This window comes from Anaeromassilibacillus sp. An172 (assembly GCF_002160515.1).
GTDB classification, from domain to species: Bacteria; Bacillota; Clostridia; order Oscillospirales; family Acutalibacteraceae; genus Limousia; species Limousia pullorum.
This window is the reverse complement of record NZ_NFKS01000016.1, coordinates 1-19,848: the sequence shown is the minus strand read 5'-3', so window position 1 is coordinate 19,848 and position 19,848 is coordinate 1. Positions and strand designations below refer to the sequence as shown.

Genomic DNA, 19,848 nt, shown 5'->3' with positions numbered 1-19,848 from the left:
TTTTCTGATGCAACTGTCTTCATTGAATGTCAAGCATTGGTAGTGCCGAAGTGTAAAATACGAGGAGGACAGATATGACAGAACAGAAAGCTTTAACGAAGGAGTTGAATCTGCTAAAAAGAAAGCGAAACGCATATAGTAAACAATATGCGACAAAAAAAGCGTTTGCTTCTGAGCTTGTCGCAAAGGTTCCCGATAAGCTTTGTTCAACCTTGAATACGGCATTCGTAAAAGCTTTTGAGTTGATTTATAAAAACGGAACTCCGCTAATTGATATAACCTTTAATAAGCAGAATGCCAAAGAACAACATCAGATTAACCGCTTTGCGTATGAACTGAGGCAGAACAAAAAATCAATTCGTGCATTTTCCAAGCAATCTAATACATCAAATGCTGTCAATCTGTTAATCTCCGGTGTTGAAGGTATCGGGCTTGGACTTGTCGGATGTGGCATTCCAGACATTCCTTTATTGACAGCAGTTATTCTTCGTAGTCTTTATGAGACATCTACAAACTACGGCTACGATTATTCGAAGCCGGAGGAACAGCTTTATCAGCTTCTTATTATTCAAGGAGCGATGTCTTACGGTGAGGATTTACAAAGCTGTGTTGAACAGCTCGATTCTTATACACAAGCGGTAGTGATTCCGACAGAGGAAACCATCAAAGAGCAAATCAAGTTGTCAGCATCTGCTCTTGCGGATGAAATGCTGTTTTTGAAGTTTGTGCAAGGAATCCCGATTGTCGGTGTTGTCGGCGGTATTTCCGACACCGTATTTCTTCACCGTATCCAGCGTTTTGCTAAATTAAACTATCAATATCGTTTCTTGATGGAATATATAGAAAACTAAAGGCAATTCGTTTAGGAGGGTGCTTATAGAAAAAAGGAAAATTTCATGCAGACAAAATGTACACCTACATTCGTGGCTACGCAAGTGGACTTCACATGACACAGACTTTGCAGGCACTCACCTTTGCAAAACAGAAGTATTCGGGTCAACTCCGAAAAAGCGGTGAGCCATACTTCGTTCATCCTCTTACAATGGCTTGCAACGCTCTTGGTATGGGCATACGGGACGATGATGCTATTGCTACCATCCTGCTGCATGATGTATGCGAAGATTGTGATGTAACACCGGATGAGTTACCTGTCACGGATGCAGTCAAGCATTCTGTGGACTTGGTGACCTTGCGAATAATGGATGGCGAAACTCAGGAAATCGCCAAAAATCGCTATTACAATATGCTGCTTGAAGACCGTGAAGCAACCTTGTGTAAGCTGATCGACCGTTGCCACAATGTTTCAAGTATGGCCGGTACTTTCTCCATTGAGAAGTTGAAATCGTATATCTCAGAAACAAGAGAATATGTGCTACCAATTCTTCGCAAAGCGAAGGAAAAATATCCTGCCGATTCAGATGCACTATTCATTTTGAAATATCATATTACGAGCGTTGTCGACTCCATTATCGCTACGCTCCAGGCAATCGAAACATAGAAAAGGGGTAAAGATATGGGACTTTTCAAAAGAAACAAAGATGCAAAAAAGCAGAGCCAACAAAGTAATCCCGTTAGTGGAGTAACTGCAATCTTCGAGGTACATATGAACATGGCTCTTAGCTTTTATGAGGAAAAGAATTATGGAGCTGCCTTTGATCTCTTTAAGCTGGTAGCCGAAAATACCGACAACTCCAAAGCACAGTACAATCTCGGTAGTCTGTATGCCCAGGGGCTTGGTACAGAACAAGAGTTTATTGAGGCAGCATATTGGTTTAACAGAGCCTACAAAAACGGTGAAGAAGGCGCTGACAAGCTGACAACAAAATGCTTGCTTGATTATGCGAATGTTGTTTTGAGAACCAAGACCCCAAAGGAAGTGTACGAAAGTCTATCTGCATTTTCAAAGCGTGTTTACAATACCGAGAATTGCAGTGTCATCGTTCGTAAAAATCTTTTGGAGCTTGGTACATATTATTTTAACACCAAAAAGGACTATGCTATGGCAGCAAAGCTGTTCCGAGCAGGAGCCGAATATGAAAATGATGGTTGGTGTCAAAATTATCTTGCCGTATTGTATAACGCTGGTGCAGGCGTTGAGAAAAACGATCTGGCATCTTTGTACTGGTTTGATAAAGCCTCTGAACAAGGTGTTGATGCAGCCAAAACTGATCGTGACGGTATGCTTAATGCGTATATCAATAATTTAGGAAAACTGGAAACCGCAGAACAGCTACGATTGTTGGCTGGTTGGTGTACAAACGGCACGGAAGAAGCTGTGCCGATTGATGAGGTAAAGGCGGTCTATTGGAAGAATATGATCGCTGCTCTTTAGCAAATACAGAGGCATAGACAATGATCGATTTTGAAAAATTACAGTCCAATGTGAATACGGATATTATAAGGGTTTTAGAATATGCAAAAGCCAATGCCAACATTGGCATTGGGGCGATTCAAGAATCCTGCGAAATGGGATATGCACGGGTCGCTCGATATATTGACCTCTTTTTAGAGGTAGGAATATTAAACCCTCGTAGGTATTGCATGATTAAGGGCAAGGACAGAAAAAGGCGTCGGAAATATCTTCCTTATGAGTTAGCGGTTTCGACAGATAAGTTGCAAAGCTGTATTGATGAATTGAAGAAATTGAATAGAGGGGAATAGAATGCCAGACTATGATTTGAATCGCTTTATAGAAGCACAGAAGTTTTCTTATAATCACGCTCTTGCGGAAATCCAAGCCGGACGAAAGAGGACTCATTGGATGTGGTATATCTTCCCACAGTTAAAGGTTCTCGGACGAAGCAGCACGGCATTGCATTATGGAATCGCTGGTATTGACGAAGCCAAAGCATATATGGCAGAACCATATTTACGTGAGAACCTTATCAACATTACCAAAGCTCTGCTCGCACTTGATGAAAATAATCCGAGCTTGGTAATAGGATACCCCGACGATCTGAAGCTCCGTTCATGTATGACACTTTTTGAAATTGCCGCATCGGATGTGCCGGAGTTTGGGATGGTGTTGGATAAGTTCTATGGAGGTATGCGAGACAAAATGACTGTCGATTTCTTAACTGCCGGGAGGGAATAACACCATGGTTGAAACCTTAGATGCTTATAAACAACGAACTGTTTTTATGTGGGATAGTTTGCCGCAAAGCGGATGCTTTTTTACAAATGATAATCTTAGAAACAAAGTAACTGATGACGGAAAATTTAAACCTTTTTATGGTGATACTGTTATTTTTTCACTTGATAAAGATGCTATCACATGGTTGAGCCAAATTCAGAATGAAACATATCGACTATGCGGAAACATTCTTTCGGACAAACTTAATCCCGCCACTTTCCACATCACATTGCACGATTTGAAAAGCAACCCCTATTCGATGCCCAACGATGTAAAGGGCAACGAGCATCGTGCGGTTGAACTCATCGAATATATCAAGAAAAATTATCGGAATGGAATAAACCTAAACAGTCGGTGTGTTTTTAGCATGGTAGGCACAAGTATTGTAATGGGCTTTGACCCGGCAACGCAAGAAGATTGTAATATTCTAATGAATTTATACGAGGAATTTCAGAGTATTGTACCACTCTCCTACCCCCTTACGCTTCACACGACTATTGCGTATTACAAACCTGGAAATTATGATGAAAATACACTATGGACGCTTAGAAATTCATTTGATGCTGTTAGAAAAGAACCACGAAAATTTCGACTTGACTTAAATAAACTGAATTATGCTACTTTTAGTAGCATGGACAGTTATTCGCTTATATTATGAATACGAAAAAATTGTTTGTTTGCCAATGTAACATTTGCCGCAGTCCTATGGCGGAATTTATTCTCAAGAATATGATGTCCCAATATAATAATGTGGAAATTGCATCGGTAGGGATGTCGGGCGAAAAAGAGGGGGAGGACATGACGGTTGAAGCCCCAAAATGCCGTTCTGCTTACAACATTCTGTTTGAGAATAGGCAGGCTGTCGTCTTTTGCGTTGAAGATTATTTGAAGTATGATTTGATTGTATTTATGGATGAGTGGAATAAAATTAATCTTAAAATCCGATGCATGGATGACCCCTTGCATAAAATATTCAAACTCTTGGAGTTTTCAAGGACAACCAAAGGAATGTCAGACGATGATGCAATGCTTTATACAAATGTTACCGATCCATATCATAGCAATAACTATGAACAGACATTTTCTGAGATATGCGAAGGTTGTGCAAAACTGAAAGAGAGAATCTTCGAGAGTAATGAATGAACCTGTTTTAGAATATGAACTAATTACGAATGGTATCCGAGTAATTGCCGGCACAGCATATGTTGCTTACATTTGTGCTGGAGGCTCTGGCTTTAATATTGCTGTTGGGTTGAATGGCGAATAGTAGGAAGGAACTGAAGAAATTCCTACACTATGTAAAATAGAAATGTTTACCAGAATAATTTTTTACTAAATATATCTGCTGATTGTTAAGCTTAATAAAGTGATGATTGCGGCAATATATTTCACATACTTTAGAATGAATTCCATCAGTATGTTTGCATAGAGTTTACAAATTTTTGAAAAATCCCCCCCTTGACAAATTGCGCCTCACAATGGTTATGGCGGATGGGTGGGAATATGATATTTCAAGAGTCAATATTCCAACATTCTTAGCAGCAGGAACGGGCAGTTGGGATGCGGGTAATGCCACAAGCAAAGAGCAAGTTACCAACGATAAAAACGGTGTAGCACAGGGAATTTGCCCGCTGTGGTCCTTGTAGGAGAATTACAGTCTGCTCCCTGGAACAGTAGATAAAGTGATCGCAAGAAAGAAAAATGTTGACCATGGCGATTCATACAAACAGTTTGACGGCTATATGACAGCATGGTTTATATACTATTTACAAAGTGACACAGAAGCCGGGAAAGCGTTTGCTATGGGAGGAGAATTGTCTACTAACAGCCTATATCAAGATGTGCAGACCAATATCAATAAATAAAGTTCTGTATGGGCACACATGAATGCGGTTGAAGATTATCTCGTCCGATATATGCTGCTCCAAAGATATGAAGCGGCACCCAAAGCACTTGTGGGCGAGGATGCCGAATTTCTTTCAGTATACTCTATCAGGATGCAGGAAAGAATTAGCAGTGGCTAATTTGAAAATTTATATGTCATGCGTGTTTTATAGTGAAAATACCCTTGACAAATTGCCTTCCAAAAACAGATTTTACTGGACTACGCTAAAAAACATGGCTATCTGCACCCGGTTTTCTTTGTAGACGACGGTATTTCCGGGACGACTTTTCAAAGGCCGGATTTTCAGCGGATGCAGAGAATGGCGGAGAACGGAGAGGTCGGGACGATCATCGTAAAGGATGTTTCCCGCTTCGGCCGTGAGCAGGTCGAGATGGGCAGGCTGACGCAGGTGGTTTATCCGTCTCTCGGCATTACCTTTATCGCCATACAGGAAAACATCAATTCCACAACCGGAGAAGGAATGGAAATGCTGCCCTTTTACAGCATCTTCAACGAGTGGTATGCGGCGCAGACTTCCAAGAAAATCCGTGCGGTCAATGAGCTGAAAGCCTCTCAGGGCAGGCGGGTTGCTTCTACGGTCGCCTACGGATACAAGAAGATCGAAGGCGACAAAGAGCAATGGTATATCGACGAGCCTGCGGCGAAAATCGTCCGAAAGATATTCACTCTTTGCCTTGCAGGGAAAGGTCCGACGCAGATTGCAAAGCAGTTGGAACGGGAGAAAATTCTCGTCCCTACCGCCTACTTTCATTCTGTAGGAAGAAAGACAAGCAACCCCGTTCCGGCAAATATCTACGGCTGGCACGAAAGCACCGTGGAGCGTATTTTGGAAAACCAGCAGTACACGGGCTGCACGGTGAACGGAAAATCCACAACGGTCAGCTACAAGGTGCATAAGGTGATTGAGAATCCAAAAGAGGAATATCAGATCATTCCCAACACGCAGGAGGCAATCATTGACGAGAATGTATGGCTGAGGGTGCAGGAACTCAGGAAGAACAAACGCAGACCGACAAAGACAAATCGGAAAAGTCTGTTTTCTGGGTTGGTATTCTGTGCCGACTGCAAATCAAAGCTGCACTTCTGCGCAGCAAAATCGCTCAAACGCAACCAGGAATTCTTCCGCTGCGCCAACTACAAGGACGGCAGAGGAAGCTGTACCATCCATTTCATCCGGGATGTAGTCTTGGAAATGATTGTGAAGGAAGCGGTTGCGGGTTTGGCGGATTTTGTGCGCTGTTACGAGTCGGTATTCCTCTATATGCAGAAGCAGAAATGTGGGGAATTCCAGAAAAAACGGCAACAGGAATTGAAGCTTTCCATGGAAAGCAGCAGAAAGCGGATCGCCGATCTGGACAAGCTGTTCAGCCGGATTTACGAGGACAATGTAATCGGAAAGCTGTCGGACGAACGCTATGCAAGGATGGCGGCGGAATATGAATTCGAGCAGAAAGAGCTGCTGGAAAAGGTCAGGGAGGAAGAAAATCAGCTATCCGAAATGGAGCAGAAATCGGTGGATATGCACCTGCTTTTACAGGGGCTGCGGGAGTTTACCGACATGAAAGAACTGACGCCGACGATCGTCAACAAGCTGATCCGTCGCATTGAGGTGCACAATCCTGAGAAGAAGCACGCTCATAAGTCAGTAAAGGTGGATATCTATTTCACGGCGGTAGGCTTAGTAAGCTTGCCGGACGAGCAGGAAATCCGGAGGATAATGGAACAGATACGAAGTACATCACAGATCCCAAAACAGCTCACCGCATAAAAAGAAAACGGTGTAACCCGCAAAAATCGGGTTACACCATCTTCGCTACTTTTTACTGCCTTATTAGCACGGGGCTTTTTGTCTGTGTCTTTTGTTTTATATAGTGCTTTTTTGATAAAAATTCCGTCTTTAATTTTACCTATTGCATATTGAATTAAGGAAAGATATTTTGATATAATTGAATTACAGGAAAATGTATTTTTTAGAAAGGACGATTATAATGAAAAAGACTATTTCTTTGGTTTTGGCTGTGCTCATGCTGGCTTCTGCTTTTTTTGCTTTGCCTGCTGTTTCGGCGGAGATGAAAAATCCCAACGTTAAAGGAAGCAATCAGGAGCTTTTGGACATGCTCAACAATCTTGAACCTCAGCAGTTTGTAAGCGATTATGAAAAGCTTGGAATGACAAAGGAGCAGTTTGCAGAGATTGAAGCGGAAACCCTGAAAACTACTGAGAGCAGCGGAGCTGTTACAGATTACGACAAGCTTAAAGCTATTTGCCAGTGGGTATGCGACAATATCAAGTATGATTACGACCTGGTAAGCGGTTCTCAGGACGCTTACAACGTATTCTCAAAAAGACTTGGAATTTGTCAGGGATATTCCAACGTGACAAAAGCCATGTGCGCTGCGGTGGGAATTCCCTGCGTAATGGTAAACGGCGATTCCTCTGCCGGCGGTCATGCATGGAGTATGGCTTATGCCGACAACAGATGGATATTTATTGATAACACATGGGCAATGGATTGGTTTGATAAAGATGTTGAAAAGTTCTCCAACGACCACAGACCATATTACTGCGACGATATTAAGGTTCAGGAGGGCGACTTTATCTTTACATATTTTAACGGCGTTGCCCCATGCAAGTATGTAGGCCAGAGCGGAGACTGGGTTATCCCTTCAAGCGCTGTAAATATGCCTGTTACCGGAGTTTCCTTCTACCTGTTCGACGCCTATTCAACAGTTGAAACACTGTATATTCCTGAAACAGTGAAAAATCTTGAAACCACAGGTCTTAACTACTGCTCAAAGCTTAAAAAGATTGAGGTTGCAGAAAACAATACATCTTTTGCATCTGTAGACGGCGTTCTTTTTGACAAGTCTGTTTCCAATCTTTTGATATATCCAACAGGAAAAGAGGAAACAAGCTTTGCAATTCCTAATACAATTAAGCAGCTGGGAGAAAGCGTGTTTGAAAGAAATACAAATCTCACAGATGTGCTTATTCCTGCTTCTGTAACATCTATAGGCAAAGCACCTTTTAATGATAATTCAAAAATTACAATTTACGCTGACGAGGGAACATACGGTTATGAGTTTGCAAAGCAAAACGGAATTGCCTGCAAGCCCACATCTGAATTTGAAGGCGGAGAAACACAGGAGCCTGTGAATAAAGATCAGCTTACCGCTCTTGTTGATGAAATGAATCAGGTTAAGAATGTTTACACAGTAAATTCCTACCGTGAATTTGCCGCAGCTCTGGGAAATGCCGCAGACGTTTTAAAGGATGACAAAGCAGACCAGAAAACAGTGGATGAGGCTTTTGCGGCTTTGGAGTCAGCCTATGAAAACCTTAAATACAATATGGGAGATATTGACCACAGCGGAGCAATTTCTATAGATGACGTAACCGCTATACAGCAGCATGTTTCCGGTCAGAATATTGAAAATTTTGACAGCCTTTTAGCTGATGTAGACGGAAGCAGCGAGATAACAATAACAGACGCAACTATTTGCCAGATGGTTGTTGCAAATATGATGTCTGTTGATGAGGACGGAAATATAACATTATAATTGAATTATAAATAAGCTGGGAAATATTGTTTTTAAAAAGATTTCAAGTACTTTTTTCAAAACAATCACACAAAGCTGTTTGCTCTGTGTTATAATAACAACTGTAAGAAGGATGAGCCGCAAGCATCCTGATTACATGTTCTACCCCTCCTCATTGTAGATAATGCAATCTACTTTGTACCCCTCATTTTTGTAACAAGGTAAGACCGCCATGCGCAAGCGTGGCGGTCTTACTGTGTTTTTAGGATAAATTTTTTATAAAAAGTCTTAGTCGTTTTAAGTTTAAAACTATGATATTTTATTTTCCAAATACACCTGTTTAAGCAGTACATATTGAAGAAAGGATTTTTTAACCTTAGTCCCTCCCCTTTTTCTTATCTGAACCCTTTCCCCGTTGTCCATAAGAAAGTCGTCCCCGTGGATTTTTGAAACTCTGTCCATGTTCACCACGCAGCCCTTGTAGCAGCCTATAAAACGCAGGTCACAAAGACTTTCACAAAACTTTTCAAAGGTTATGTAGGTTTTAAAAACTCCGGCGTCCGTGTGTATGTAAACGGCATTTTTAAAGGTTTCGGCGTAAAGAATTGTGCTTAGATAAACACGCAGAGGACACCGCTGGTGCATAATGGAGATGTAAGGTGCGTTGTTTTCCTCAATAGATTTCATTTTTAATCACCTTTTTGTAATGTTATAAGGGAGATAATACCATAATCTATTTAAAAAAATTAAAAGAACCTGTCGCTGTTTCAATATTTAAAAATAGTGCAGTTAATGAGCGGTTTGGAGGACGGATTTAAAAAAAATTAAAAAATAAAAAATCAGGCACACTATAGAGGAAAAGTCCAAAATAATGTGCCTGAATGTTTAATTAAATTGAAAAGCTAAAAAACGAATTTTTGGCTTATTTATTAAGTCCCTCGTAAACAGCAACTGCGCATGCAACTGTTGCGCCAACCATTGGGTTGTTGCCCATACCGATAAGACCCATCATCTCAACGTGAGCAGGAACAGAAGAAGAACCTGCAAACTGAGCGTCACCGTGCATACGGCCCATAGAGTCTGTAAGACCATAGGAAGCAGGACCTGCGCCCATGTTATCCGGGTGGAGTGTACGTCCTGTGCCGCCGCCGCTGGCAACTGAGAAGTATGCTTTACCGTTTTCGATAGCCCACTTCTTGTATGTGCCTGCAACAAGGTGCTGGAATCTTGTTGGGTTAGTTGAGTTACCTGTGATGGAAACGCCAACGTTCTCGTGCTGCATGATAGCAACGCCTTCACGAACGTCGTCTGCGCCGTAGCAGCGAACAGCAGCTCTTTCACCGTTGGAGAAAGCTGTCTCGCTTACGATTTTGAGTTCGCTGGTGAAGTAGTCAAATTCTGTCTTTACATATGTAAAGCCGTTAATTCTGGCGATGATGTAAGCGGCATCCTTGCCAAGACCGTTAAGAATAACTCTGAGAGGTTCTTTTCTTGCCTTGTTAGCATTTCTTGCGATACCGATAGCACCCTCAGCAGCTGCGAAGCTCTCGTGACCTGCGAGGAATGCGAAGCACTTTGTCTCATCCTTAAGGAGCATTGCGCCCAAGTTACCGTGGCCAAGACCAACAGCTCTCTGCTCTGCAACAGAACCAGGGATACAGAAAGCCTCAAGACCGATACCGATAGCCTCAGCAGCCTCAGCAGCAGTCTTAACACCCTTCTTGATTGCAACAGCGCAGCCAAGTGTGTAAGCCCAGGATGCGTTTTCAAATGCGATAGGCTGAACGCCCTTTACGATTGCGTCTGGATCAAAGCCGCAGTTCAAGCAAAGCTCTCTTGCCTCTTCAAGACTTGCAATACCATATTCGGCAAGGCACTTCTCAATTTTAGGCATTCTTCTTTCCTTACTTTCAAAAGTAACATTGTTAGCCATAATTAAGTCCTCCCTTACCAATTATTCTTCACGTGGGTCGATGTATTTAGCCGCACCGTCGAAGCGACCATACTGACCGATATTCTTTTCATATGCTTCTTTTGGATCTACACCGTGACGGATATCCTCCATCATCTTGCCGAGCTTAACGAACTGATAACCGATAACCTCGTTGTTCTCGTCGAGAGCTGTCTTAAGAACATAGCCCTCAGCCATTTCCATGTAACGAACGCCTTTTTCCTTGGTGCTGAACATGGTACCAACCTGTGAACGAAGTCCCTTACCCAAGTCCTCAAGGCCTGCGCCGATAGGAAGTCCGCCCTCGGAGAAAGCTGTCTGGCTTCTGCCGTATGCGAGCTGCTCGAAGATGTTCTTCATAGCAGTGTTGATAGCGTCGCAAACGAGGTCTGTGTTAAGGCACTCGAGCAATGTCTTGCCAGGGAGAATTTCAGCAGCCATAGCTGCGGAGTGTGTCATACCTGAGCAACCGAGTGTTTCAACAAGAGCTTCCTCAACAATACCGTCTTTTACGTTAAGGGTAAGCTTACATGCGCCCTGCTGAGGTGCGCACCAGCCCACACCGTGAGAAAGACCGGAGATATCTTTGATTTCATAGGACTTAACCCATTTGCCCTCTTCAGGAATTGGGGCGGGACCATGATGAGGTCCTTTTGTTACAGTACACATTTTTTCCACTTCATGGGAATAATTCATAGGTACTACTCCTTTCAATTTAATTGTTTGAGCTGAAATTACCCACTCATACAATCTAATTATAAAGCTTTTTTTCCTTTTTATCAATAGTTTTTTAATGTATTTTTACAAAATATCACTTTTATAAATGCCATTTTTGAATATGATGTCTTTATTTTCCAAAACGATGATTATTTTAGTAAATATCACCGGATATTTGACCGTTTTATGCAAAACATAGTAAAGACATAATCAAGGAAAGGTGATTTCATGAATATACTTAATCTTTTAAACGCCTTTTGGGTTGGCGGTCTTATCTGTGTTGTGGGTCAGATTTTGATAGATAAAACAAATCTCACCCCAGCCCGCATACTGGTGGGATTTTTGATAGCCGGAATGATTCTGTCCGCCGTGGGCATTTACCCTTATATTGTGGACTTTGCCGGGGCGGGAGCCACTGTTCCCCTTTCGGGCTTTGGAAATGTAATAGCTCAAGGGGTAAAAAAAGCCGTGGAGGAACAGGGATTTTTCGGGATTTTCACGGGAGCCTTGACCGCAGGTTCAGCGGGAATTACCGCCGCAGTTTTCTTTTCTCTTTTGGCGTCAATATTTTTCCGTTCCCGTCCCAAATAAATTTTTTTAAAATAAAAACTTGACAAAATAAAAATTCTGAGTATAATCGTGTGTGTAAAGCAAAGGCGCTTTGGAAATGTTTCCGAAGCGTCTTTTTTATTTTTACTTCCTTACATCCGAGCAGCGTGGCTCGGCTTATTTCCCTTTTTTCGCAAAGGTGCGGTTTTTGTCCATGGGCAATCCGCACCTTTTTTATTTTAGAAATAAAGAGTATTAAAGATACTTTTTGTTATAAAAAGTCCGCTTAGTTTCGGCGGATAAAGAGGAGGAATTATTATGGGTGAATTTTCAGCATTGAACACCATATGGGTGCTTGTGGGAGCGGCTTTGGTGTTCTTCATGCAGGCGGGTTTTGCTATGGTTGAAACCGGTTTTACCCGAGCCAAGAATGCGGGAAACATAATCATGAAAAACCTTATGGATTTCTGTATAGGTACTCCCGCTTTTTGGATTGTTGGTTTTGGGCTTATGTTCGGAGGAACAGGAGCTTTTATCGGAAGTATCGGAGGAATTGCCGAAGAGGCTAACTACGGAACCTCAATGCTTCCCGACGGCGTTCCCTTTTACGCTTTTCTCATATTCCAGACGGTTTTCTGCGCAACTGCCGCAACTATCGTTTCCGGAGCAATGGCAGAGAGAACAAAGTTTTCCGCATACTGCGTTTACAGCTTTGTTATTAGCCTTTTAATCTATCCTATTTCCGGCCACTGGATATGGGGCGGCGGCTGGCTTTCACAGCTGGGATTTCATGATTTCGCCGGCTCAACAGCTGTACATATGGTTGGCGGAGTTGCAGCATTTGTGGGCGCACTTATTCTCGGCCCACGTATCGGAAAGTACGACAAAAACGGAAAGGCAAAGGCTATTCCGGGACACAGCCTTACATTGGGTGCATTGGGCGTGTTTATTCTTTGGTTCTGCTGGTTCGGCTTCAACGGAGCTTCCACCGTTTCAATGGAGGGCGAAGCCGTTGTTACAGCCGGAAAAATCTTTGTAAACACAAACCTTGCGGCGGCTGTTTCTTCCTGCGCCGTGCTTCTCATCACATGGATACGCTACAAAAAGCCTGATATTTCCATGACACTCAACGGAACTTTGGCAGGTCTTGTGGCTATCACAGCAAGCTGTGACACAGTTTCACCTGTGTCCGCTGCAATAATCGGAATTATCGCAGGCTTTGTGGTTGTTTTCGGCATTGAATTTATCGACAAGGTTTTGAAAATAGATGACCCTGTAGGTGCTGTAGGTGTTCACGGACTTAACGGCGCATTGGGTACAATTTGCGTAGGTCTTTTCTCAGACGGAACAGGAACAGAGGGTCTTGGACTTTTCACAGGGGGCGGCTTCCACCTTTTGGGAGTTCAGCTTCTTGGAATGGCTGCGGTTATCGCTTGGGTTGCCGTTACAATGACAGTTGTTTTCCGGGTTATCAAGCACACAATGGGACTTAGAGTTTCCGAGGATGAAGAGATTGCCGGACTTGATATAAGAGAACACGGCATTGAAAGCAGTTACGCAGACTTTATCACCTTTGACAACACAGGTGATGTTCCTCAGACTCTTCCTAAGGTTACTGTTTCCTCTATGGGCGCAGAACAGGCTCCCGCTGAATTGGTGGATTCCGCCGACCCGGGAGCGGATTATAAGCTTACAAAGATAAGCATAATCACACGTCAGAATAAGTTAAACGAGCTTATGCACGCTTTAAACTCTATAGGAATTACCGGTATAACAGTGACAAACGTGCTGGGATGCGGAACGCAGAAGGGTGCATCACACTTCTACCGAGGTGTTGAAATGGATATGAGCCTGCTTCCGAAAATCAAGGTGGAGATTGTTGTAAGCAAGGTTCCGGTACAGCTTGTGCTGGATACAGCCAGAAAGGCACTCTACACAGGAAAAATCGGCGACGGCAAGATGTTCGTTTACGATATTGAAAACGTGGTAAAGGTGAGAACCGGCGAGGAGGGCTTCGACGCCTTGCAGGATACACCGTTATAATATAGCTATCGGTTATTGATATACAAAACCGCAGATTAAGGGAAATCCCTTGTCTGCGGTTTTCTTTTGCTGTAATTTATCCCAAGCTTGACAACTTAAAATCACCATACTATAATATGAGAGTAATTCTCATATTCGTTGACCTTTGTTGACGCTGTAAAGGAGATGTGCTATTTGACTGATAAAAAAGTCTGTAGAAAGGAATACAATACGGAGCAAAGGAAAATGCTGCTTAATTATCTTAAAGAAAACAGCGACCGTGAATTTTCCATAGACGCCCTCGCCCTTGAGCTGGGAGAAATAAGCGGCGGAAAAATAGGAAAAAGCACAATCTACCGTCAGGTAAAGGAGCTTTGCCGTTCTGGGCTTTTAAGGCGTTTCCGAAAAGAGGGAAAAACCGTTGTCTACCAGTATATGGAGCACGGCGGCGACTGCTGCAACCATTTTCATCTTAAATGCACCGCCTGCGGACGACTTGTCCACCTGGAGTGTGCGGACGCTGAAAACCTTGCTAAGCATATAAAGGAAAAGCACGACTTTGTTTTGGACCTTTCTAAAACAGTTCTTTACGGACTTTGTAAGGAATGCAGAGAAAAATCATAAGGAGAAAAAAATGAAGAAATCAGGATTTTTAAAATTTATTTCGGCGGTTCTGGTGATTGCCCTTGCCGCTTCGGTTTTTGCAGGCTGTTCAAATTCTCAGAAACAGGAAACAGAGGACAACGGAAAATTAAATGTTATAACCTCAAACTTTCCCCCATATGACTTTTTGAGGGAAATAGGCGGCGACAAAATCAACCTTAAAATGCTTATATCTCCCGGTGCCGAGAGCCATTCCTACGAGCCTACACCTCAGGACATTGCAAACGTAAACAGCTGTGACGTGTTTGTATACGTGGGAGGAAACTCCGACCGGTGGGTTGGAAGCCTTATAAGCTCAGGCGACAACCAGGACATGGAAGTTGTAAAGATGATGGACTGTGTGGAGCTTTTGGACGAGCCTGAGGAAGAGGGTCACGACCACGAACATGAGGGCGAAGAGCCAAAGGACGAGCACGTGTGGACAGACCCGGGCAACGCTGTTTTGATTGTGGAGAAGCTTGCTGAAACTCTCAGCGACGCCGACCCGGAAAACGCAGATTATTATAATGAAAACGCAGACGCATATATTGAAAAGCTTAAAGCTCTTGATAAAGAATATTCACAAACTATTGAAAATTCAAAGAGAAAGACACTTGTTTTCGGCGACAGATTTCCGTTCGGATATCTTGTTCACGCCTATGGACTTGACTATATTTCAGCATTTCCCGGATGCTCAACAGATACCGAGGCTTCCGCCGCAGATATCGCAGAAATTATAGACTATGTAAATGAAAACGATATTCCGGTTGTGTTCTATATAGAGCTGAGCAGCGGCAAAACCGCCGACACAATCTGCGAAGCTACAGGAGCTAAAAAGCTTTTGCTTCACTCCTGCCACAATGTTTCCAAAGAGGACTTTGAAAACGGCGTAACATATCTCCGGCTTATGGAAAACAACCTTGCAAATATTAAGGAGGCTTTAAACTGATGGCACTTATTTCCTGTGAAAATATCTGCCTTGCCTATGACGACAAAGAGGTTATTTCAGACCTTTCCTTTCAGGTAAACCGTGGGGATATGCTGTGCATAGTCGGCGAAAACGGTTCCGGAAAAACCACCCTTATAAAGGGACTTTTGGGACTTATCTCCCCTGTTAAGGGAAAAATTGTTATGGGCGACGGATTAAGACAAAAAGAAATAGGCTACATGCCCCAGCAGACAATGGCGCAGAAGGATTTCCCCGCTTCGGTTTTTGAAATCGTACTTTCCGGCTGTCTTGCCTCAAGGGGATTAAAGCCCTTTTACGGCAAAAAGGAAAAGACCGCCGCACTGGAAAATATAAAAAAGCTTGGCATTGAAAATCTTAAAAACCGCTGTTATCACGAGCTTTCCGGAGGACAGCAGCAGAGGGTTTTGCTTGCCCGTGCCCTGTGCGCCACAAAGACCATTTTGCTTTTGGACGAGCCTGTTGCCGCCCTTGACCCTGTGGCAACCGACGAGCTTTACCATGTTATAGAGGACTTGAACAAAAAGGAAAAGATAACCGTTATTATGGTTTCCCACGATATAAAGTGTTCTATAGGACATTCCACCCATGTACTGCACCTTCAGGACGAGGGAACATTCTTCGGAACTGTTGCCGAGTATAAGAAAAGCAGTCAGGCAAAAAGATTTTTAGGAGGTTGCTGTGACCATGATTGAGATGATTGGAGAGATGATGTCCTACCCCTTTATGGTGAGAGCCGTAGTGGTTGGCGTTCTTGTGTCCCTTTGTGCCGCATTGCTGGGCGTAAGCCTTGTGCTTAAAAGATATTCAATGATTGGTGATGGTCTTTCACATGTGGGCTTCGGCGCAATGGCAGTTGCCACCGCCTTTAACTTTGCGCCCCTTGTTTTTTCCATTCCTGTGGTAATAGCCGCCGCCTTTCTCCTCCTGAGAATAAGCGAAAGCAGTAAAATAAAGGGCGACTCAGCTATTGCCATAATCTCCACAGGAGCTTTGGCGGTTGGTGTAATAACAGTGTCCCTTACCACCGGCATGAACACGGACGTTTCCAGCTACATGTTCGGAAGCATACTTTCAATGACCGATGACGATGTGGTTTTAAGCGTGATACTGTGTATCTGCGTTTTGTTTATGTTTGTATTTTTCTATACTAAAATATTCGCCGTAACATTTGACGAATCCTTTGCCAAGGCAACAGGAACAAGAACCGGACTTTATAATTCCCTTATTGCACTTCTGACAGCGGTGACAGTTGTGCTGGGCATGAGAATGATGGGCGCACTGCTTATTTCAGCACTTATAATTTTCCCTGCCCTCACCTCAATGAGCCTTTGCAAGTCATTCAGAAGCGTGACAATTTGTTCCGTAATCTTGTCCCTTGTGTGCTTCCTTATCGGAATAACCGCCTCATACGGATTAAACACTCCAACGGGCGCAACAGTTGTTGTGGTAAATATTATAGCTCTTATAATATTCAAACTCATCGCAGTTTTCCGATGTCGCTTTTTAAAGGATAAGACGTAAAAATAAATAAATTTTTAAAGATAACAGCCACGGTTAAAAAATTGTGGCTGTTGTTATTTGATTGATAATTGCATAAAAGAAAAATAAAAACAACCGTGGTTATTTTTTAACCACGGTTGTCAAATTATAATATTAAAAATCAAACTTAACCAAGAGCGAGCCACTCTAAAGACTAAGAAAAACGTCTCGCCCGACCTGTAATGATGTTGATTTTTATATCCTCCCCTTACAGGTCGGATATAAAAAAATTAAAGAATAAATCCTATCTTCTTCATTGCTTTGGAAAGGGTTCTCCGGCTGAAGCGGAGTGCGGTTTCGTCGGCTTTTCTGTAGCACTCTTCAAGGTATGCCTTGTCCCTGATAAGCTGTTCGTAACGGGTTTTGATAGGTCTTAAAGCCTCAACAACAGCTTCGCCTACTGTTGTCTTAAAGTCGCCGTAGCCCTTGCCCTCAAATTCCTTTTCGATTTCCTCAAGGGTTTTGCCGGTAACAGCTGAGTAAATGGACATAAGGTTGTTAATTCCCTCTTTGCCCTCGCCGTATCTTACAACAGCTTCGCTGTCGGTAACGGCACGCTTGAATTTCTTCATTATAACCTCAGGTGTATCGAGAAGATGTACACAGCCGTTTACGTTCTCGTCTGACTTGCTCATCTTTCTTGTTGGGTCCTGAAGGCTCATAACTCTTGCGCCGTTCTTTGGAATAAATCCCTCCGGAACTTTAAACACGTTGCCGTAAAGTCCGTTAAATCTTACGGCGATGTCACGGGAAAGCTCAAGGTGCTGCTTCTGGTCAGCGCCAACCGGAACCATATCAGCCTGATAAAGGAGAATATCCGCAGCCATAAGGCATGGATAGGTGAAAAGTCCTGCGTTTATGTTGTCTGCGTGCTTTGCGGACTTGTCCTTAAACTGTGTCATTCTTGAAAGCTCGCCGAACTGTGTGTAGCAGTTTAAAATCCATGCAAGCTCTGCGTGTGTGTGAACATGGCTCTGAATAAAGAAAAGACTTTTTTCAGGGTCAATACCGCAAGCCATTATGGAAGCGTAAGCGTCAAGAATATTCTTTCTCATAACCGCAGGCTCCTGTCTTACGGTTATTGTGTGCAGGTCAGCAAGAGCATAAATGCAGTTGAACTCATCCTGCATGTTTACCCAGTTTCTTACAGCGCCCAGATAGTTTCCCAGAGTGATTGTACCGCTGGGCTGAATGGCGCTGAAAACTATCTTTTTCTTTTCTGTTTCCATTATAATTTTCCTCCGAAAATGTATGTTGATAAAAACTCATATGTAAGCGAACCATTTTCCGATGACTGCGGAAATGGCGTTAATTTTAAAATTGAAGTCCCGCAATGCATAAATGAAAAATAAATTTTCTGAAAATATATTTCTGCAAAGTCACAAAAGGGCGAACCATTCCAATAACTGCGGAAAAGGTCTCGCCCGACCTGTGCAGGTGTATATTTCCAAAAATAACCCTTGCAGGTCGGAAATAAAAAAAGCGGAATTAAAAAAGCATGTTGGCAACTTCACCGAGAATTTTAATTCCCTTTTCAAGCTGTTCGTCTGTAGGTGTTGAGAAGTTTATTCTGAAAGCGTTTGTCTTTTCGTTTTCGTCTGTGAGAAAAGCATTTCCCGGAACTACACAAACCTTGTTGAGAACCGCTGTTTTGCAGAACTCAGGCATATCAACGTTTTCGGGAAGCTTGCACCAGATGAAAAGTCCGCCGTCGATTTTATCGTATGTAATCTTAGGAGCAAGGTGTTTATCAAGAAGGTCCATGGCAAACTGAGCTTTCTTTCTGTAGATGTTTCTCAGATTTTCAAGGTGAGCTTCATAGTCGTAATTAGCCATAAACTCACTGCAAACCATCTGTGACCAGATATTTGTGTGAACGTCCTCGCCCTGTTTGCACACAACGATTTTTGAAATAATCTCCTTTGGAGCAATGCACCAGCCAACTCTCATACCCGGTGAAATAACCTTGCTGAATGTGCCGGCATAGATTACTCTGCCCTCTGTATCGAGGCTCTTGATAGTTGGGATATGCTCGCCGCTGTATCTCAAGTCGCCGTATGGGTTGTCCTCAAGAATAATTACATTGTACTTGCAGGCAAGCTCATACATTTTCTTTCTCTTTTCATAGCTCATTGTAACCCCTGATGGATTCTGGAAGTTTGGAATTGTGTAGATAAACTTCACGTTTTCGTTGTTTTTAAGAGCTTCCTCAAGAGCTTCCATGTTCATACCGTCGGATTCAACGGGAACGCCTACAAGCTGTCCTAAATAGCTTCTGAAGCTGTTGAGGGAGCCGATAAAGCTTGGAGCTTCGCAGATAACCTTATCGCCCTCGTTTACAAGCACCTTTGTGGTCAAGTCCATAACCTGCTGTGCGCCGGAGGTGATGATGAGGTCGTCAAAATCCTTAAAGGAGTTGTGTTTTTCAGCCATATATTTTTTAAGCTGTTCTCTTAAAACAGGATAACCCTCTGTAAAGCTGTACTGGAAAGCGGCAACAGGGTTTTCTCTTAAAAGCTTTTCAGAAATTTCTGCAAGCTCCTTACATGGAAAAGCTTCCGGAGCCGGGTTTCCGGCAGAAAGGGAAACCACTGTTGGGTCTGCGGCATATTTAAAAATTTCTCTTATTGCGCTGGGCTTGAGAGCCTGAACTCTCTGTGAAAATTCATAATTCATACTATATCTATCCTTTCTTTTTTTAACTCCGACCTGCAAGGGTTATTTTTGGAAATACACGCCTGCACAGGTCGGGCGAGACTTTTTCTTCATTCTTTGGAATGGCTCGCCTGTAGTAAGGTCTGTTTTTTATCTCCGTCTTGCAAAGGTTTCATTTAGAAATGAATATCGTTACAAGGTCGGGCGAGACCTTATTTTTATTTC

The 19,848-nt window shown here is 42.9% G+C and carries 21 protein-coding genes; 16 read left to right on the top strand and 5 right to left on the bottom strand.

Annotated features, from left to right (window positions below; translation table 11 throughout):
* Nucleotides 1–74: 74 nt before the first annotated feature.
* From B5F08_RS08400 to B5F08_RS08350, 10 genes are all read left to right on the top strand, one after another.
* Nucleotides 75–851, top strand: a complete 777-nt coding sequence (locus tag B5F08_RS08400) for an EcsC family protein (RefSeq protein WP_087378276.1) — start codon at nucleotides 75–77, stop codon at nucleotides 849–851.
* Nucleotides 852–946: 95 nt separating this feature from the next.
* A complete protein-coding gene (locus B5F08_RS08395; RefSeq protein ID WP_158096267.1) occupies nucleotides 947–1,498 on the top strand; it encodes an HD domain-containing protein in 552 nt (183 codons plus the stop codon).
* A 15-nt stretch (nucleotides 1,499–1,513) separates the two neighbouring features.
* Complete coding sequence (locus B5F08_RS08390) at nucleotides 1,514–2,332, top strand: tetratricopeptide repeat protein (protein WP_087378272.1); 819 nt, start codon at nucleotides 1,514–1,516, stop codon at nucleotides 2,330–2,332.
* A gap of 20 nt (nucleotides 2,333–2,352) precedes the next feature.
* Nucleotides 2,353–2,661: a hypothetical protein gene (locus tag B5F08_RS08385; protein ID WP_087378270.1), complete on the top strand. Its 309-nt coding sequence runs from the start codon at nucleotides 2,353–2,355 to the stop codon at nucleotides 2,659–2,661.
* Between the two features lies 1 nt (nucleotide 2,662).
* Nucleotides 2,663–3,094, top strand: a complete 432-nt coding sequence (locus B5F08_RS08380; RefSeq protein ID WP_087378268.1) for a DUF1810 domain-containing protein — start codon at nucleotides 2,663–2,665, stop codon at nucleotides 3,092–3,094.
* Nucleotides 3,095–3,098: 4 nt separating this feature from the next.
* Nucleotides 3,099–3,791 (top strand): hypothetical protein, encoded by a 693-nt coding sequence (locus tag B5F08_RS08375; RefSeq protein WP_087378266.1) that lies wholly within the window; start codon nucleotides 3,099–3,101, stop codon nucleotides 3,789–3,791.
* The gene (locus B5F08_RS08370; protein WP_087378264.1) at nucleotides 3,788–4,276 is read left to right on the top strand and encodes an arsenate reductase/protein-tyrosine-phosphatase family protein; all 489 of its coding nucleotides are present in this window, start codon (nucleotides 3,788–3,790) and stop codon (nucleotides 4,274–4,276) included. Before B5F08_RS08375 ends, B5F08_RS08370 begins: the two co-directional genes overlap by 4 nt.
* Before the next feature lie 299 nt (nucleotides 4,277–4,575).
* On the top strand, nucleotides 4,576–4,779 hold the full coding sequence (locus tag B5F08_RS13280; protein ID WP_087378262.1) for a hypothetical protein: 204 nt from the start codon (nucleotides 4,576–4,578) through the stop codon (nucleotides 4,777–4,779).
* Between the two features lie 429 nt (nucleotides 4,780–5,208).
* Nucleotides 5,209–6,807 (top strand): recombinase family protein, encoded by a 1,599-nt coding sequence (locus B5F08_RS08355; RefSeq protein ID WP_330395812.1) that lies wholly within the window; start codon nucleotides 5,209–5,211, stop codon nucleotides 6,805–6,807.
* Nucleotides 6,808–7,027: 220 nt separating this feature from the next.
* Nucleotides 7,028–8,599, top strand: a complete 1,572-nt coding sequence (locus B5F08_RS08350; RefSeq protein ID WP_158096265.1) for a transglutaminase domain-containing protein — start codon at nucleotides 7,028–7,030, stop codon at nucleotides 8,597–8,599.
* Between the two features lie 288 nt (nucleotides 8,600–8,887).
* Here the strand turns inward: B5F08_RS08350 and B5F08_RS08345 are convergent, their stop codons facing one another.
* The 3 genes from B5F08_RS08345 to B5F08_RS08335 form a co-directional block, all read right to left on the bottom strand.
* A complete protein-coding gene (locus B5F08_RS08345) occupies nucleotides 8,888–9,265 on the bottom strand; it encodes a LytTR family DNA-binding domain-containing protein (protein WP_087378256.1) in 378 nt (125 codons plus the stop codon).
* 235 nt (nucleotides 9,266–9,500) lie between these two features.
* Nucleotides 9,501–10,511 carry a GGGtGRT protein gene (locus tag B5F08_RS08340; RefSeq protein ID WP_087378254.1) on the bottom strand — a complete coding sequence of 337 codons (1,011 nt, stop codon included), beginning with the start codon at nucleotides 10,509–10,511 and terminating at the stop codon, nucleotides 9,501–9,503.
* Nucleotides 10,512–10,532: 21 nt separating this feature from the next.
* Nucleotides 10,533–11,225: an iron-sulfur cluster assembly scaffold protein gene (locus tag B5F08_RS08335; protein WP_087378252.1), complete on the bottom strand. Its 693-nt coding sequence runs from the start codon at nucleotides 11,223–11,225 to the stop codon at nucleotides 10,533–10,535.
* 249 nt (nucleotides 11,226–11,474) lie between these two features.
* On the opposite strand from B5F08_RS08335, the gene spoVAE reads away from it, so the two are divergent.
* The 6 genes from spoVAE to B5F08_RS08305 all read left to right on the top strand — a co-directional run bounded on the left by spoVAE (nucleotide 11,475) and on the right by B5F08_RS08305 (nucleotide 16,950).
* Nucleotides 11,475–11,837: a stage V sporulation protein AE gene (gene spoVAE / locus B5F08_RS08330; RefSeq protein WP_087378250.1), complete on the top strand. Its 363-nt coding sequence runs from the start codon at nucleotides 11,475–11,477 to the stop codon at nucleotides 11,835–11,837.
* Between the two features lie 276 nt (nucleotides 11,838–12,113).
* Nucleotides 12,114–13,838 (top strand): ammonium transporter, encoded by a 1,725-nt coding sequence (locus B5F08_RS08325; protein ID WP_087378248.1) that lies wholly within the window; start codon nucleotides 12,114–12,116, stop codon nucleotides 13,836–13,838.
* Nucleotides 13,839–14,003: 165 nt separating this feature from the next.
* On the top strand, nucleotides 14,004–14,441 hold the full coding sequence (locus tag B5F08_RS08320; RefSeq protein WP_275532169.1) for a Fur family transcriptional regulator: 438 nt from the start codon (nucleotides 14,004–14,006) through the stop codon (nucleotides 14,439–14,441).
* A gap of 10 nt (nucleotides 14,442–14,451) precedes the next feature.
* The gene (locus tag B5F08_RS08315) at nucleotides 14,452–15,408 is read left to right on the top strand and encodes a metal ABC transporter substrate-binding protein (protein WP_087378245.1); all 957 of its coding nucleotides are present in this window, start codon (nucleotides 14,452–14,454) and stop codon (nucleotides 15,406–15,408) included.
* Nucleotides 15,408–16,121, top strand: coding sequence for a metal ABC transporter ATP-binding protein (locus tag B5F08_RS08310; RefSeq protein WP_087378243.1), 714 nt, complete (start codon nucleotides 15,408–15,410; stop codon nucleotides 16,119–16,121). The genes B5F08_RS08315 and B5F08_RS08310 overlap by 1 nt, the downstream gene beginning before the upstream one ends.
* A complete protein-coding gene (locus B5F08_RS08305; protein ID WP_087378241.1) occupies nucleotides 16,114–16,950 on the top strand; it encodes a metal ABC transporter permease in 837 nt (278 codons plus the stop codon). The genes B5F08_RS08310 and B5F08_RS08305 overlap by 8 nt, the downstream gene beginning before the upstream one ends.
* Before the next feature lie 248 nt (nucleotides 16,951–17,198).
* Here the strand turns inward: B5F08_RS08305 and trpS are convergent, their stop codons facing one another.
* Nucleotides 17,199–18,197 carry a tryptophan--tRNA ligase gene (trpS, locus tag B5F08_RS08300; RefSeq protein ID WP_087378240.1) on the bottom strand — a complete coding sequence of 333 codons (999 nt, stop codon included), beginning with the start codon at nucleotides 18,195–18,197 and terminating at the stop codon, nucleotides 17,199–17,201.
* Nucleotides 18,198–18,456: 259 nt separating this feature from the next.
* Nucleotides 18,457–19,644, bottom strand: a complete 1,188-nt coding sequence (locus tag B5F08_RS08295) for an aminotransferase-like domain-containing protein (protein WP_087378238.1) — start codon at nucleotides 19,642–19,644, stop codon at nucleotides 18,457–18,459.
* Between the last annotated feature and the right edge of the window lie 204 nt (nucleotides 19,645–19,848).